Genomic DNA, 15225 nt, shown 5'->3' with positions numbered 1-15225 from the left:
TTCAGTAAACAGCAAGTTCGTGCAGTACATCGGTTTTTGATAACAGTCCTGCAGGCTCGTCGTTGAGTGTCACCACAAGTCTTCCGATGTCATACTTGTTGAACATCTGGACCGCATCACTGAGGGAAGAATTCCCGTTAATGGTGATAAGATCCCTTGTCATAATATCTTTAACTTTGAGTGTCATTTTTCCACTTGCAAGAGCTTCTCCTATATCTGTGAATGTCACAACCCCGACCATCTTGCCATTATCTTCCACGGGAGCACCATGTATATTGTTGCTTACCAATATCCTGGCAGCTTCCTGGATGGTTGAATTGACATTCACATAAATTGGCTGGTGAGTTATGTAATGTTTGACGGATTTTTTGGGTAGTGAAACCATTTCGTTTATTGAGAATAGAAGGGAATTTTCGGTATCATCCCTGCCTACAATTTCCCCTCGAACTATCAGCCTGTTTACAGGTGTTGGGCCTACCTGCACCTGGTCTCCTTCGAGGAAACTGCGGACATTGCCTATTACTTTAATCCTGCCATTGCAAAGGTCTGGATGCCTGACTGTTGTGAATATGATCTCAGCAGCTGTAGCTCCCTGTACAAGTTCCCCATTACGATAGATAGGCACAATTGCTTCATGTTCCATGGATGTGACACTAAGAGCTTCATAGGCGGTACCCGTTGCACGGTATCCTCCTTTTGGGCCGGGGACTCCTTCTACAAGTCCCAGCATTTTCAGGGATTGCATCTGGTTTCGGACTGTCCCTGGATTGCGGTCAATCAGATCGGCAATCTCTTCCCCTTTAACAGCCGAATCTTTCTGGCGCTGTAAATTTATCAATGCAATTAGTATTTCTTTCTGGATTGGAGTAAGTTCCATGATGACCACCGCTTTGTAGTAAGAAATGATCAAAAGCTGTATTTATAAATAGTGTTTTTGCAGAATAAAGACTATATATCTTACTTGTGTTTGTCGCAATCGGAAGGTAATCGTATCATGATATTTGAGAAGATTAGTACAGTACCTACAGAAGATGAACTTGTAGACAAGGCTTTCAGGCGGGCCAGTCGTGCAAATGCAGGTAAGAAGAGAGGAGGTAGGGAGGCTGCTCTGAAAGCAGACGAATCAATGGTACTTACTGCAGGTAACATCCTGACAGATAATCTCTCCAACATTGTGAGGAGGTTCCCCAGTTTTGAAACCATACCACCTTTTTATTATGAACTGGCCCAGATTCTTGTTGATGTCGACAGGATGAGGCAATCCTTATCCCGGCTTGACTGGGCATCTTATAAGATCCATGATCTCTCCAGAGAATATGTCCAGAAAATGAGAGGTGCCCCTTCATCACCACAGGTACGAAAAGAAGCTTTTGGCAGGATGGCTTCCGTTATTTCATCTATCAAGAAGGATCTTTTGTATCTGAATGAAGCACGCAACAAGCTTCGCAAGCTTCCGGATGTGAGGGAAGAACCCACAATAGTTGTGGCGGGTTATCCCAATGTGGGTAAGTCGAGTTTTGTGGCTGCTGTCACCGATGCAAGACCAGAGGTTGCCTCATACCCCTTTACAACCAAGGGTGTTACGATAGGTCACTTTATGCGAGGATATAACCGCTATCAGGTAATCGATACTCCAGGCTTGCTTGATCGTCCGATGGCTGATCGCAACGAAGTGGAGATGCAGGCTATTACTGCTCTGAAATATCTTGATGCAGTGGTAATTTTCATCCTTGATCCCAGCGAAACCTGTGGCTATGAAATGTCCCAGCAGGCAAAATTGCTTGATGATGTGCGGAATAATTTTGGATTGCCTGTGCTGGTCGCTGCAAACAAATTGGACCTTTGTGGAAACAACACATTTAAAGTGGATATTGAAATGTCCACCCTCTCCGGTGAAGGAATAGATGAGGCGCTTTCGTTGTTACTCGAGCGTCTGGAAGAATAATTTAGAGTATTTCTTCCATAATTTTCATTGCTTTTTTTATGTTTTGCATGGAGGTGGCGTATGATATGCGCATATGTCCTGCTCCACCTTCACCGAATGCTTCACCCGGCACGACCACTACTCCATTTGCGATAAGTTGCTGGGCGTATTCAGGTTCTACCTCGGGAAATGCATAAAATGCACCTGCGGGCTTGTGGCATTTGATACCCATCCCACTGAGCCCTTCTATTAGCATATCCCTGCGTTTTTTGAATTTTTCGCGCATATGCACAACCGGGTCAAAGGGTCCCTGAATGGCAGCAAGGGCAGCCCTCTGGGATATGGAACATGCACACGCCTGTACATATTGATGAACTTTTAACATTTGCTGGATGTATTCTGAAGAAGCGGTTACATATCCCAGTCTCCAGCCGGTCATCGAATAGGTCTTTGATGTTGCATTCACGGTAATTACATTGTCAGAATATTGGGCGGGGCTGACATGTTCTCCTTCATAGATGAAATGCTCATAGACTTCATCAGAAATCAGTGTCAGGTCGTAATCATCTGCAATCTCGGCAAAACCTTTCATGTCCTTTTCCGTCTGGACCGCTCCTGTGGGATTGGAGGGGGAATTCACGATAAAAGCTTTGGTTTTTGACGTGATCTTTTCCATCACGTCTTCAGGTTGCATTCTCAGGTCATCGGACAGGGGCACACCGATTCCTTTTCCTCCCATGATTCCTGCCAGAGATGCGTATGATACGAAACCCGGATCTGCAAGAAGAACTTCATCTCCCGGGTTTACCAGTGATGCAAGTGCAATCTCCAGGGCTTCTGAGGCACCGGACGTTACGATTATGTCATCCGGTGTAGTGGCAATTGCATTTTCTTCCCGGAACTTTTTGCTCAATGCCTCCCTGAGTTCTGTGATGCCGGGTCCCAGGGTATAGCCTGTAAATCCTTCATTTATGGCATCGATTGCACCCTTTTTTACATGTTCGGGAGTGTCGAAATCCGGCTGGCCCAGGCCAAGATTGATGGCATCCGATCCGGCCGCTTCGAAGATCTTACGGATGCCGGATATGTCGATGTCCTGCACCCGTTGTGAAAATTTGCCGGCAAACATTTTAATTACTCCAATTTGGCATGGCGGGATTTAAGATCCGCTTCTGAGGCACCTGTGATAAAGATTAATTCTGCAACAAGGGCATCAAGGAAGACAAGGGAAGATATTTCAAAGGAAGTGCCCAGGGGTGTGAGGTGGGAATATTCCCCTCTCATGTGTCTTTCAAGATAGCCGCCTGCATCTTCCTTGCTGCGTCCATGTATTTCCAGGGTTGCATCTGATATATGGCCAAGTGTGGAATCCTTGTTGGAGGTTACTGTTATCAGAGTTGCTCCGATATCCTTAGCAATTCTTCCCAGATCGGATATTGAACGTGTTTCTCCTGAGCCGGAAATGGCAATTACTACATCGTTTTTGTGCACTGCAGGAGTTGTGGATTCTCCTACGACAAAACTTTTAAATCCCAGGTGCATGAGGCGCATGGCAAAAGCTTTCCCAACAAGGCCTGACCTTCCAGCTCCTGTTATAAATATGGAATCTGCATTCATTATGTACTCAATGGTTTTCTTGATACTTTCCTTGTCAAGCCTCTGTGCTATGTCCTTTATGTGATCAGCCATCAATTCCATGGATAATGTGAGGTGTTCACATTCATTACAGGTATTCATTCTCTTTATTTCTCCTGTTTTTCTTTACTGCTATCCTTGTAATTTATGTTTTTTACTTTCCAGTCATCAATTTCTTTGAGATGCTCGGTTAATCGGGTGATGTCTGAATCATCCCCATTCCAGTATATATCTATTTTTACATCTCTCTGCTGCAATTTTCTGACTATGTGTTCTGCAAAAAAGAAAAGGGCCTTTTTGTTATAGAAGGGTATGTGGAATGTAGCCCTGTAACCACTTTCACATTTAGCGTAGGATACCAATACATATCCATGGCTTTCATATTCTGTTATTTTCTCAAAAGGACAAACAATTTCCACTTCATGGACAGCGGATTTATCAATCCGGGAAATAGATATAAGAATTCTCCCAACAACGACTTCAGGAGTCTGCCTGCCAAACCACACAGATATTTTTCCATAGGTACAAATGACATTGACGTCGTCTCTCCCCATTTCATAAGATGAAAGGGACTGGTTGCTGGTATTTTCCTTAATGTCTCTTTCTATGGATTCCATAGGTTAAACAACACTTATCTGTTTGAGGATACCAATGCTGTAATCATATCCCTGTCTTTTTTGAGGGTCTTAAGCTGATCGGCCGGGCCTATAAGGGTCAGTCTGCCTTTTGGGCCTTTGTTGAAAAGTTTTCCCAGAAAAGACTTTGTTTCGTGGGCTGGATACGTCTCCATTTCGATCCCTGAGAATTCATCAGGTGCTATTTGTGTCATTGTCATCTCGATAAGATTGGCTTCTTCCTCAGGACTGAGTCCTCTTTCCAGTACAAGGATTTTACCGTTTTTGACTTCATCAATGATGAAACGAATCTTTTCCACAGGGCTCATCCTTGCAAGCCGATCCTCTGAAAGTAAATCCATTTGAATTCCCTGCATTTCAATCACCCGAATCTCTTTGCAATTTCCTCATAAAGAGTATCAATGTTCTTTCCTTCAAGGGCAGATATGGCAACGAGTGGATGCTGGGGGAACGCTTCCCTAATTGTTGAAGGCGATGAATCTTCACGATCAATCTTGTTGGCAGCTATTAAGAGTGGAAGACCGCGGGCTTCCATATTTCCTATGACCGTGACATTCACCTGGGTAAACGGGTCTTCGGTTGCATCCATTACAAGGATTATACCGTCAAGGCTTTCCAGCCATTTGACCGCTTCAATTACTCCTTCGGTGGCTTCCTTTGCCCTGCGTTTGGATTCTGCTTCACTCATTCCCTGCTCCATGAATTCATGGAAATCTATCTTTGTAGCAAGACCGGGAGTGTCTATAATATCAAGTGATAATGAATTACCATTGCCTTTGATTGTTACCCCTTCTCTTCTCCTGGCACGGCGTGTCTCATGTGCAACATTGGATACCGAACCCATGGCATCTCCTGTCCAGTCACGTAGTATGCGATTTGCAAGGGTGGTCTTTCCTGCATTCGGGGGACCATAAATGCCAATCCTTGCACTTTTTTTATTGAGCAGTTTCTTCAGGAGACCTGTGAAGTTTCTTCTTAATGATCTTATTACTCCCATCTATTTCCTCCATTTATGATGTGGGAATTGTCCTCGTGATTTCTGATATTATCATTATATAAATAAGCGTCTGTTTTTTAATTCAGGCACTTTCCTCTGTAGTGGCGATGGACATATTTATAGCAGTCTCAGCAATATTTGTCCCGTATTCTGCTGTCCTCTCTATACTATCGGCCACGGTCCCCAGTCCGACTACAGTCCCTACGTCTTTTAGTTTCATAAAGGATGCATTGAGTTTGTCAACATCGGTTTTTATGTGCTGTATGTTCTCAATGGTTTTATTCGCCAGTTTCACATCACAACCATAGAGGGCATCAATTGCCTTTTCCACAGTGTTGCGTGCCTCCTCACTCGCCTTTTCGATAGGCTCCATTATTTCTTCGGGAACAGGTCCTTGCAGTTTTCTGGTAACTCCTGCGATTCTGTGGGCATGGTCTGCAATCCTTTCCAGGGAACTTGCAACAAGTCGGAAATCATGATATTCATCAATAGATGTCTCTGTGGTATCGGCAAGCCGTGTTCCTCTGAACAGAGAGCGGAACTGTTTTGATATGAGTAAAAACAATCTGTCCACTTCATCATCCCTGAGCATCACATCAAGTGCAAGATCTTTTTCACCGGTCTTGAGAGACTGTATGGCGTCCTTGTGCATTGAAGTGGAAATCAGGTACATTCTGCGGATACTTTTTTTAATGGAAACTTCTTCAGGGTTGAGTAGATCCTGTATGAGGACACTTTTGGAGGTTTCCTCGATGATTTCGGGGCCGATTAATTTGTGGCAAATTTCTCGTATTATTTTTTTTTGCTCGGCAAGTATTCTTGGGGACACAAGTTCAATAAGGTCGTAACCGGCAACATAGGCAGCAATTATGTTACGTATCAGGCCTTCTCCCTTGTAATTGGTGATTTCCATCTTACGTTTTTTGGGTTTTGTTGTGGTGTCCAGAGTGGCTATATTAAGGGATCCATCGGGTTGGTTTCTGACGGATACTCTGGAGCCTGCTTCAACTCCCATTCTCTGTGCCCAGGGTTTAGGGAGAGAAATAATATATGTAGAACCTCCGGTTTGCTGTACTTTTCTTGTTTCTATATCCATCCCTCGATTAATTCGTCATCACTATATATGCGTATATAGATGGGTTCCTTGTATATATGTCCATCGTATATAATTTTCATTAAATAGATTCTCTGTACCCGTATTTTCCAATAAGGGGTACAAAAATAACGCCGCCAAGGTTTTCCTCACTGAAGGTTCCGTCATCAAGTTTGTGGACAAGAATCAGATTTTGCATGTATTTGCCAACCGGAATCACCATAATTCCGCCAGCTGAAAGTTGCTCTTTGAGGGGTCGAGGGATAGATGGAGCTGCAGAGGTTACGCACATACGTTCATATGGAGCCTGTGGAGAATAACCGAGAGTGCCGTCGGCTTCGATGACAGTAACATTGGTGTAACCCGCCTTTTTAAGGTTACTTTCGGCAAATTGTTTTAAAGAAGGGATTCTTTCCAGGCTGTATATATGGCCCTTTTTGCCCACCATTTCGGCCATAACAGCAGCATTATAACCGGAACCGGTTCCGATTTCAAGAATCTTCATGCCTTCTTCTATTTTCAGGACATCACACATTATGGCTACCATATGAGGTGCTGAAATCGTTTGCCTGTTCCCTATAGGTAAGGGAGAATCAATATATGCAGAGTCTTTAATATCTTTGGAAACAAAAAGGTGTCTGGGAACTTTACCCATAGCTTCAAGCACCTGTTTTCCGATTCCTTCTTCTTTGATCTGGTTTACCAGTTCCTTACGTTTCTCTTCATACTCCAAGCGGTCCTGCCCCCTCCCCATCCTTTCTTATAGGCCACCCTGCCGAAGATTCTTTTTATATATTTGGCCTCTACTTTGTCTCCCCTTTTAAACCTGAATTTTCCTCCACGTATCTTTATTCTTGTGATCCTGAAGCGCTCTCCCCCAGCTTCGTATTCCAGGCCGACTTCAAAAATTTCTTCTCCGGGTACTCTTTTTGTATGGGGATTAGTATTTCCTATGGATTGTACTGATATTTTGACATCGACTTCATCAATCGCACGTGCCCAGATGGTTTCAACATCTGCAATCTTTGCGTATTCTTCACGTTTTGTAGGTGTTTCGATGGAAGTGATCTGTATGGGGTATACATCTTCACCGTTCTGGTCCTCCACAACCAATTCTTCGTTTGTCGTGATGACCTGTGTCTCTTCAAAAAGTGCATTTGTCTTGAATGATTCATCCCCTCGACTGATTACTAATCTTACGGGGAGGGTCTTCTCTGTCTCGATCTCTGTGGGATGTACATCACCGCAAACCTGGCACCGGACAAGCATGTTCTGTCCATCCTTCAGTATGTCGTGCCACACGAATTCCTGTGGTGAGCATGCAGGGCATGTGGTCTCGATCTCTTCACTCATAATCGCCAGTTAGGTTTGAGGGTATATATCTAATTGATGCTTATTGGATATTGCCGGCTGCATGTGCGGCTATGAATTCCCTTAGTAGTTTTGTACCGAGCAGGGCTGTCTGTCCACTGTCATAGTCCGGAGCAATTTCCATAATATCAAAACCAACTGTGTGGGGGGCAAAAGCATGTATCAGGTCCCTTACCTGCCAGGGATCAAGGCCAAAGGGCTCAGGAGTACCTGTTGCAGGGGCATAAGCAGGGTCCAGACAGTCCATATCCAGAGAAAGGTAGAATTGTGAGGTTCCTATTTCTTTCATAACCTTTGTAGCAAGTTTTTTGGCAGAGTATTCTTTCACATTTTCCGGGGTGTAATAGGATATGTGATTATCTTTTGCAAAATCCCATTCGCCCCGGGGTCCGCTCCTTGTTCCAATGGATACATACCTGTCGGTGGCCTCTTCTAATATATGCCGGCTGACGCACGCATGGTTATTTCTCACTCCGCCAAACTCTTCCCGCAGGTCAAAATGGGCATCCAGTGCGATCACTCCAATGTCATCATCGTCTTTTGTACAGGCTTTAATGGTGGAAAGGGTAAGAGAGTGTTCTCCCCCTATCATAATGGGGATTTTTTCATTTTTTACGATGTCCCTGGTATCATAGTAAAGGTCCCTGAGGGTTTCATCAACAGAAGAATAAACTTCAAGGTTGCCTGCATCATGGATCGGAATAGATGCAAGGTCAATATCAAAAAAAGGATTGTAACTTTCAAAATTTTCAGACGCCTGTCTCATAGCATCCGGAGCCCTGCGACTTCCCGGCCTGTAAGAGGAAGTCCCGTCAAAAGGGACTCCGAATATAACATATTTTGCGGCCCCGTAATCCCACAGGGCGTCCATCATAAGGGGCTGGTAGAACATTTCATTATTTAACGCAGGTCTATCTTCATTTTACCCATGGCGGTTATGTATGAAATGTCTCCCCCTTCGTTCACCCTATCCTTGTATTCATCGGGGATTTCCATTTCGAAGGTGGAATAGTCTTCCATGTCCATGAGCTGGGCGATGTTTCCTGTGACGGAAAGTACCTGTGCACTTTTCCTTTCGACAATAGGCACAAAGGTCTTTGAGGAAACGGAGCTTACGATTGAGCGTTTTTGTCCATCGAATATACCAACTGCGTCAATCCTTGCTTTAGCAGAACCATGTTTTCCGGGTTTGGATTTTGACAGGCCCTTGATAATGCATGGTTCGTCATCGATAATTACGTACTTGCCTTCCTTGAGTTCCTTTACTTCAACCTGTTGTTTCATGTGATTATACTCCTTTGATAAATTATGAGCATCTGATAAGTCAGGGGTATAATTTTCAGTTCCCGTATATCAACTTAACGAACTGATTCATCGTAATTAATGGCTTTTTCCATTTCCAGTAATTTTTTCTTTAATTCTTTGCCACCTGCATAGCCACCTATATTATTTTTAGCAACTACTCTGTGGCAGGGTATTATCAGGGGGTAGGGATTTTTGTTAAGTGCCCGGCCGACTGCCCGACTTGCTTTGCTTTTTCCAATGTCTTCTGCCAGTTGCCCGTATGTGCGTGTTTGTCCGTAAGGGATTTTGCGGGTGGCTTCCAGGACTTCCCGCTGGAACTTTGTAAGATGTGTAAGGTCCGGATCATATTTCAGGAAATCCACATACTCGCCTGCGAGATATTTCATGATGTCGCAACACAGCTGCTGCATATTCATTCTTTGCCTTTAAAAACCTCCTTCTCGATTTGTTTGCGTTGCTTGCGCATTTTTCTCCATCCAATCCCGTGGTATCCTATTATGGTTACGATTACTATTATTGCACCTATCAGGTAGGGGAAAGTGGATTCTAATAGAAGGGGATTGATGTTATCACGTTGTTCATAGCTGGGATACATGATATCTCCTCTTTCTGTGCTATGTCCCAGTCCCAGGGCATGTCCTATTTCGTGCTTGGACACCTCCTGCATATTTGCATCACCATATTGCACCCAGGAAAACCCCTGGTAGTTTCCTGCTTCAAGCACTATTTCAGCATGCAGGTATTTGTTCCCGACAATGGTGGGTCTACAGTATCCAGCCACTCCTTCACCGGCTCCCTCTACCTTTTCAAGATTCTCCACCCAGCGAACATTTATGTCTGCGTCAGGATTATCGATGATTTTGAATTCAGGCTGGTAACTGAGGGCCCCGTTTCCACCTTTTTCCCAGTAATCCAGGGCAATTTCTACCTGTTCTCTGTAGGTGGGACTGTAGTGTTCAGGTGTATCCTTATCATCTATATATACGGATATGGGGCTGTGGTCCCAGGGTTTGTCTGATATTTTTTCAATATCTGCAAGGGAGGTGCTGGTGAAAAATATCATGACGGCAAGTAGTACGAAAAGGATTTTTCTAGCCGGTATTTTCATACCAACCAATAATCCCCCATCAAAAATAAAGATTGCCCGGAATACAATTATATTTTAATAGTAGTAGAATTATTTTCCTCCTATGTTTAAAAAGTCATTAATTATGGTCGTTGCTCTTCTCATACTTATTTCGTGTGGATGTCTTTCTTCGGAGGAAAGCCAGATCGGGAATTCGACCACAACGGTTGCCAGCGTGATAGATGGGGATACTTTCGTGACGGATTCCGGGGAGAAAGTAAGACTAATCGGGATAGATACACCGGAGGTGGATGAACCCTATTATACCAAGGCAAAAGATTATTTGTCCAACCGGATCGAAGGTAAACAGGTTTTGCTGGAAGGGGATAGCAGTAACCGGGATACTTATGGCCGTCTCTTGAGATATGTCTGGCTTGACGGTGAACTGGTAAACAGGGAGCTTGTGGAAGAAGGTTTGGCTCTGGCCAGGGCCTATGAGCCCGACACGAAGTATCAGCATATTTTTGCTGAAGCCCAGCAACATGCAAGAACTGAGAAATTAGGGATTTGGTCCTATTCGAAAAATAACAATACCGCAGTTATTTCTTATCTGGAAGCAGGCAGCCATGTAGGTGAGGTGAACACGGTTGAAGGCAGGGTGGTATCAACAGCTAAAAATGAAGAGGATGGCATAATCTATCTGAATTTCCATGATCCTTACAAAGGTTACTTCACTGTAATAATATGGCAGGACAGCTGGTCAAATTTCCCCCAATCTCCTGATACTTACTATGAAGGTAAGGATGTGCTGGTGACAGGCAAGATCAAGGATTACAAGGGCACACCTGAGATTGAGATAAGTGGAGTTTCACAGATTGAAATTGTGGGGTGAACTTAAAGGAATCTTTGTCACCTCCTGTTGCACAATTGGTTTACCGGTAATAATGTAGCATCGTCATTATTTTCCTTGATATTTTTTTGAAAACTGAAATGACAATAGCAATCATTGCATACAGCAGTAAAAATCAAATATCCAGAATGGATGAATGACGGATAAATCATTCCTCCCTTCGTACTGATACAACTAGATCTTCACAAAAATACAGAGACTATCAAACAAATTTGTTATTATATGAATGAATATATCAATCCGTGCAGATGCACGGATTCTTTCCACAGGTAGGACAACTCTGTGGATATTTTTCGTTGAATACCTCTTCCAGATCTATCCCGTAGAGATTTGCCAGTGCCCCAATCCATGCAAAACAGTCAGCCAATTCCTCCCGGATGCTCTCCGGGTCATCCCGCCGGATAGCCTCGGCCAACTCACCCACTTCTTCCACCAGCCAGAGGGCGGTCGCTGTTTTTCCCCGCCTTTTGTCGTTCTCCAGATAGAGATCGCACATCAATTGCTGGAAGGCTGCTATCTCCATTATTGTCACCTCAGGGACGTACAGGCACGTTGTTCTTACGCAGGTGTTTTTTCACATCATCAACCGTATATTCCCCGAAGTGGAAAATGCTGGCAGCCAGTCCTGCATCGGCTTTACCTTTTACAAACCCTTCCTTCATGTGTTCAGGGCCACCCACACCGCCGGAAGCAATAATCGGGATTTCCAGTTCCTCGGACAGTTTGCGGGTTATCGGCAGGTCAAAACCATCATAGGTACCATCACGGTCCATGCTGGTTAGCAGGATCTCACCCGCACCCAGTTCTTCCACCTGTTTGGCCCACTGTACAGTATCGATACCGGTACGTTTGCGTCCGCCATAGATGACGACCTCATACCACACACGGCTTCCATCCTCAAGTTCGATGATGGTCTTGTCGGGATTGTTCTCAACGTCTGTATTGCGCTTACAATCAATAGCAACAACAATACACTGGGAGCCGAATATGTCCGCACCTTCCCGCACAAGTCCAGGGCTTTTGACCGCGGCGGTGTTGATGGAGACCTTATCCGCACCCGCACGCAGGATTTCACGGATACGTTGCACCGAACCAATTCCTCCCCCCACTGTCAGGGGAATGAAAACCTCGTTGGCTGTGCGCTGTATTACATCGATCATGGTATCCCTGCCTTCATGGGATGCCGTGATATCCAGGAAAACCAGTTCGTCAGCGCCCTGTTCATTATAGCGTTTTGCCAGTTCCACCGGATCACCGGCTTTCCTGAGGTCAAGGAATTCCACACCCTTGACTACGGTCCCGCCGGCTTCGTCCAGGGTAACATCAAGACAGGGGATGATTCTTTTTGTGAGCATGCAAATGACAATGAAGTATTATTGTATTAAATATTGTTGTAGAAATGCAGTACCTACTTCGTAAATTACATATATGTTCAATAAATACATTCTATTGTTGACTGAAAACGGGAGTGGTTGTATGATGTATAGCAGGCATGCGTATGCCTCACCAGTGAGACATATGCTACATGACATGCCGCATGATTCCTTTGTCAATGCACACGTAGTGCTGCAGGATAAAAGAGAATGCGACATACCCCGGATCACTGATTGCAGGGAAACTTCCGACGGCAAATGGATTGTATTTGCCCAGCATATCGAGGATCGGGAAAAGGCAACATTCCTTAAGAAAAGGGATGTGCAGAGTTTCTATGTTTTTTATGTGCATACCCCGCATGACACCGGGGCATGTGCTTAATTTTTTTTCAATATCTTAAGAAAAGGTGATATGAAAGCATAAATTCAGCCTTGATTAGCCTATACTACATGCAATTAAATCACAAAATAATAAATATTAGTAACACTTATTGCTTTTCCTATATATAATAATCCTACAGGAAGAGTACAAAAGACTGATAAGATCATATTTTGAGAAAACACGGAAAATCGTAATGTATGTGCGGAGTTTTTGAACATCAATTTATTATGTGTTGTCCTGTTACTAGATGTATTTTCGTGCCTCTGACTTCTTATTGGGATTCGTAAAGATAGTATATTCTTAACTCCGGACTGACCAACAGATCACAGACACAATAAATGAATATGATAAACGGTGAAATAGGTAATACTAAACAACTATTTATAACAGCGTCCTTATGTAGAACCAAAAATTCCATCCTGAAAAGTATCTCATTTTCCCGTAAGAAGCACAGTGATCGATCAACATGACAAGTGATAGCCCTTTGATAGAGCTTAAAGAAACCTCATATTTCTACGCAAACAGCAAAACAAGAGCTCTTGACAATGTAAACCTGAGGATATACCCCGGAGAGAAGATAGCACTCCTCGGAGCGAATGGTGCAGGAAAGTCAACACTTTTCAAACATCTGAACGGCATACTCAAACCAAGTTCAGGCCAGGTTATTGTCAATGGACAGAAGATCTCCAGGAAGAACATAAAAGAAGTGAGACAGACCGTGGGGATCGTATTCCAGGACCCCAATGATCAGATACTGGCACCTACTGTCGAGCAGGATGTTGCTTTTGGACCAATGAACATGGGACTTCCCATCAAGGAGGTTGAGAGCAGAGTCTCCGAAGCCCTTGAACTTGTACACATGTCAGGTTTTGAAGAACGCTCACCTCATCACCTGAGCGGAGGGCAGAAAAAACTTGTGGCAATCGCCGGTATATTGGCCATGCGACCGCAGGTAGTAGTACTTGATGAACCCACTGCGGGACTGGATCCGCTGACCGCCAATAAGGTAATCAGTGTGATAGAGAAAATGAACAAAGATATGGGAATAACTGTAATACTTTCAACCCATGACGTTGATATCGTACCTCTATTTGCTGACAGGGTCTATGTTATCCACCATGGAAGGATTGAAGCAGAGGGAACCGCCAGAGAGATATTCAAAAAACATGAGATACTGGAACATGCACACCTGAGGATGCCCAGAATCGCAGAGGTCTTCGAGCTGCTGCTGGAGAGTGGAATCGAGGTGGATATAAAGATAACACCACACGATGCAAGGGATGAAATACTTCGTCTTCTGGGAATGCAGGCAGGAAAATGCAGATAACGCTTACCGATATCGAGAGAGAATCCTACAAGAACAGTCCCGTTCACGGCCTTGACGGCAGGGTCGAGATACTTGTGACAATTGCAATAATAGTCTTTGCAGTAAGCCTTCCGCGCATAGATGACAGCAATTTCATTCGCCTTGCAATAATTGAATTGTACCTTATCATCCTGATACTGCTAGCAAGACTGAATCTTTTCTACGTGCTGGTCAGATTCCTTGCAGTGCTGCCATTTGGACTGTCAATAGTCCTGATTCAACCCTTTGTGAGACAACCTTTCATTGATACGTTCACAGTATATACAGAGCTCCCGCTTGGCATCACAATGACCTATGAAGGCACATACTTCGGATTGACACTTCTTGCAAAATACACAGTCTGTGTGACAGCCATCGTACTTCTTTCCTCCACAATGAAGATGAACGAAATGGTCGTATCCGCAAGGCGCCTTGGAATTCCCAGGGAATTCACGCTTCTGCTGACAATGATGGTAAGGTATCTCTTCGTATTCTGGATAATGCTCAAGCGCATCAGGACAGCCCAACAGACCCGCCTTTTTGACATATGGAACAAAAATGCACCGCGCAGATGGATACTTGAGCAGGTGGGATATACAATCAGTTCTTTGTTCATCCGCTCCTATGAACAGGGGGAGCGAACGTACATCAGCATGTTATGCAGGGGTTACGGGAATGATACTGCCAACATCTATATGCACAGTAACAAATTAAGATTCAAGGATGTTTTCTTTTTCTTAGCAACAACCGTAATTTTGATATTTTCTGCTGTTATGTAAAAAAGGCTCTGTAGAAAAACTCATTTGAATAATTACTGAAACAGAGATTGCCCGACCTATATTATGGAATAAGAACTTGAACTTAACTTCTTTGACCTGATTTCTGTATTTCCTTGTCCTCAATTCTTCTCTATACTTCCTTTCCAAAACAGAAAACATCGTCTCTGCCAGGTTTCTATAATGGTATATATTTTCATCAAATTCATCTCTCATCTTTCGACGATATACCATTAATTCAACAAGTTTAACTAACTCAACAAGGTTAACAACATCTCTATAGTTCTTACCTGTGTACTCTTTGATCAATACCAGTGTCATTAACTGATGTTGAGTATATTTTCGTTTGGGATACTTACAACTGTGGATTGGAAGATGAGATATACAGCTACAGACAAGCTGTATCAATAAAG

General features: G+C 43.8%; 20 protein-coding genes and 1 pseudogene. 5 read left to right on the top strand and 16 right to left on the bottom strand.

Features of this window, described 5'->3' with window-relative positions; genetic code table 11:
- Window position 1 precedes the first annotated feature (1 nt).
- Window positions 2-877, bottom strand: coding sequence for a CBS domain-containing protein (locus CI957_RS08815; protein ID WP_096712082.1), 876 nt, complete (start codon window positions 875-877; stop codon window positions 2-4).
- A gap of 117 nt (window positions 878-994) precedes the next feature.
- Between CI957_RS08815 and CI957_RS08810 the strand changes: the two genes are divergently transcribed.
- Complete coding sequence (locus CI957_RS08810; RefSeq protein WP_172425452.1) at window positions 995-1945, top strand: NOG1 family protein; 951 nt, start codon at window positions 995-997, stop codon at window positions 1943-1945.
- A gap of 1 nt (window position 1946) precedes the next feature.
- Here CI957_RS08810 and CI957_RS08805 read toward each other — a convergent pair whose 3' ends face one another.
- The 12 genes from CI957_RS08805 to CI957_RS08750 form a co-directional block, all read right to left on the bottom strand.
- Window positions 1947-3053 carry a pyridoxal phosphate-dependent aminotransferase gene (locus tag CI957_RS08805; RefSeq protein WP_128754662.1) on the bottom strand — a complete coding sequence of 369 codons (1107 nt, stop codon included), beginning with the start codon at window positions 3051-3053 and terminating at the stop codon, window positions 1947-1949.
- Between the two features lie 5 nt (window positions 3054-3058).
- Window positions 3059-3661 carry a 6-phospho-3-hexuloisomerase gene (hxlB, locus tag CI957_RS08800; protein WP_128754661.1) on the bottom strand — a complete coding sequence of 201 codons (603 nt, stop codon included), beginning with the start codon at window positions 3659-3661 and terminating at the stop codon, window positions 3059-3061.
- 5 nt (window positions 3662-3666) lie between these two features.
- Window positions 3667-4176: a hypothetical protein gene (locus CI957_RS08795; RefSeq protein ID WP_096712085.1), complete on the bottom strand. Its 510-nt coding sequence runs from the start codon at window positions 4174-4176 to the stop codon at window positions 3667-3669.
- 14 nt (window positions 4177-4190) lie between these two features.
- Entirely contained in the window at window positions 4191-4550 is a 360-nt protein-coding gene (locus CI957_RS08790) for a DUF2073 domain-containing protein (protein WP_105460368.1), read from the bottom strand.
- 5 nt (window positions 4551-4555) lie between these two features.
- Window positions 4556-5191 carry an Era-like GTP-binding protein gene (locus CI957_RS08785; RefSeq protein ID WP_105460250.1) on the bottom strand — a complete coding sequence of 212 codons (636 nt, stop codon included), beginning with the start codon at window positions 5189-5191 and terminating at the stop codon, window positions 4556-4558.
- Between the two features lie 82 nt (window positions 5192-5273).
- Complete coding sequence (locus tag CI957_RS08780) at window positions 5274-6287, bottom strand: phosphate uptake regulator PhoU (protein WP_128754660.1); 1014 nt, start codon at window positions 6285-6287, stop codon at window positions 5274-5276.
- 79 nt (window positions 6288-6366) lie between these two features.
- Window positions 6367-7017, bottom strand: a complete 651-nt coding sequence (locus CI957_RS08775; RefSeq protein ID WP_105460248.1) for a protein-L-isoaspartate O-methyltransferase — start codon at window positions 7015-7017, stop codon at window positions 6367-6369.
- The gene (locus CI957_RS08770; protein ID WP_128754659.1) at window positions 6984-7637 is read right to left on the bottom strand and encodes an HVO_0476 family zinc finger protein; all 654 of its coding nucleotides are present in this window, start codon (window positions 7635-7637) and stop codon (window positions 6984-6986) included. Before CI957_RS08770 ends, CI957_RS08775 begins: the two co-directional genes overlap by 34 nt.
- Window positions 7638-7677: 40 nt before the next feature.
- Complete coding sequence (gene speB / locus CI957_RS08765; protein ID WP_128754658.1) at window positions 7678-8547, bottom strand: agmatinase; 870 nt, start codon at window positions 8545-8547, stop codon at window positions 7678-7680.
- 8 nt (window positions 8548-8555) lie between these two features.
- Entirely contained in the window at window positions 8556-8939 is a 384-nt protein-coding gene (locus CI957_RS08760) for a translation initiation factor IF-5A (RefSeq protein WP_096712091.1), read from the bottom strand.
- 74 nt (window positions 8940-9013) lie between these two features.
- Window positions 9014-9346 (bottom strand): methylated-DNA--[protein]-cysteine S-methyltransferase, encoded by a 333-nt coding sequence (locus CI957_RS08755; RefSeq protein WP_241646036.1) that lies wholly within the window; start codon window positions 9344-9346, stop codon window positions 9014-9016.
- 26 nt (window positions 9347-9372) lie between these two features.
- Window positions 9373-10068 (bottom strand): matrixin family metalloprotease, encoded by a 696-nt coding sequence (locus tag CI957_RS08750; protein WP_096712154.1) that lies wholly within the window; start codon window positions 10066-10068, stop codon window positions 9373-9375.
- Window positions 10069-10150: 82 nt separating this feature from the next.
- On the opposite strand from CI957_RS08750, the gene CI957_RS08745 reads away from it, so the two are divergent.
- Entirely contained in the window at window positions 10151-10918 is a 768-nt protein-coding gene (locus CI957_RS08745; protein ID WP_096712093.1) for a thermonuclease family protein, read from the top strand.
- Window positions 10919-11171: 253 nt separating this feature from the next.
- Here CI957_RS08745 and CI957_RS08740 read toward each other — a convergent pair whose 3' ends face one another.
- Window positions 11172-11459, bottom strand: a complete 288-nt coding sequence (locus CI957_RS08740) for a MazG nucleotide pyrophosphohydrolase domain-containing protein (RefSeq protein ID WP_096712094.1) — start codon at window positions 11457-11459, stop codon at window positions 11172-11174.
- A 10-nt stretch (window positions 11460-11469) separates the two neighbouring features.
- Window positions 11470-12291, bottom strand: a complete 822-nt coding sequence (gene hisF, locus CI957_RS08735) for an imidazole glycerol phosphate synthase subunit HisF (RefSeq protein ID WP_096712095.1) — start codon at window positions 12289-12291, stop codon at window positions 11470-11472.
- A 97-nt stretch (window positions 12292-12388) separates the two neighbouring features.
- On the opposite strand from hisF, the gene CI957_RS08730 reads away from it, so the two are divergent.
- From CI957_RS08730 to cbiQ, 3 genes are all read left to right on the top strand, one after another.
- A complete protein-coding gene (locus tag CI957_RS08730; protein WP_128754657.1) occupies window positions 12389-12691 on the top strand; it encodes a hypothetical protein in 303 nt (100 codons plus the stop codon).
- 466 nt (window positions 12692-13157) lie between these two features.
- Window positions 13158-14018: an energy-coupling factor ABC transporter ATP-binding protein gene (locus CI957_RS08725; RefSeq protein ID WP_096712097.1), complete on the top strand. Its 861-nt coding sequence runs from the start codon at window positions 13158-13160 to the stop codon at window positions 14016-14018.
- Window positions 14009-14815: a cobalt ECF transporter T component CbiQ gene (gene cbiQ, locus CI957_RS08720; RefSeq protein WP_096712098.1), complete on the top strand. Its 807-nt coding sequence runs from the start codon at window positions 14009-14011 to the stop codon at window positions 14813-14815. The genes CI957_RS08725 and cbiQ overlap by 10 nt, the downstream gene beginning before the upstream one ends.
- Here the strand turns inward: cbiQ and CI957_RS08715 are convergent.
- A pseudogene (locus CI957_RS08715) lies at window positions 14774-15221 on the bottom strand (hypothetical protein). The gene cbiQ and the pseudogene CI957_RS08715 sit on opposite strands and share 42 nt — an antisense overlap.
- Between the last annotated feature and the right edge of the window lie 4 nt (window positions 15222-15225).

The sequence above is a fragment of the Methanohalophilus sp. WG1-DM genome, from assembly GCF_004104135.1.
GTDB lineage: Archaea > Halobacteriota > Methanosarcinia > Methanosarcinales > Methanosarcinaceae > Methanohalophilus > Methanohalophilus euhalobius.
This window is presented reverse-complemented; position numbering and strand designations above follow the sequence as displayed.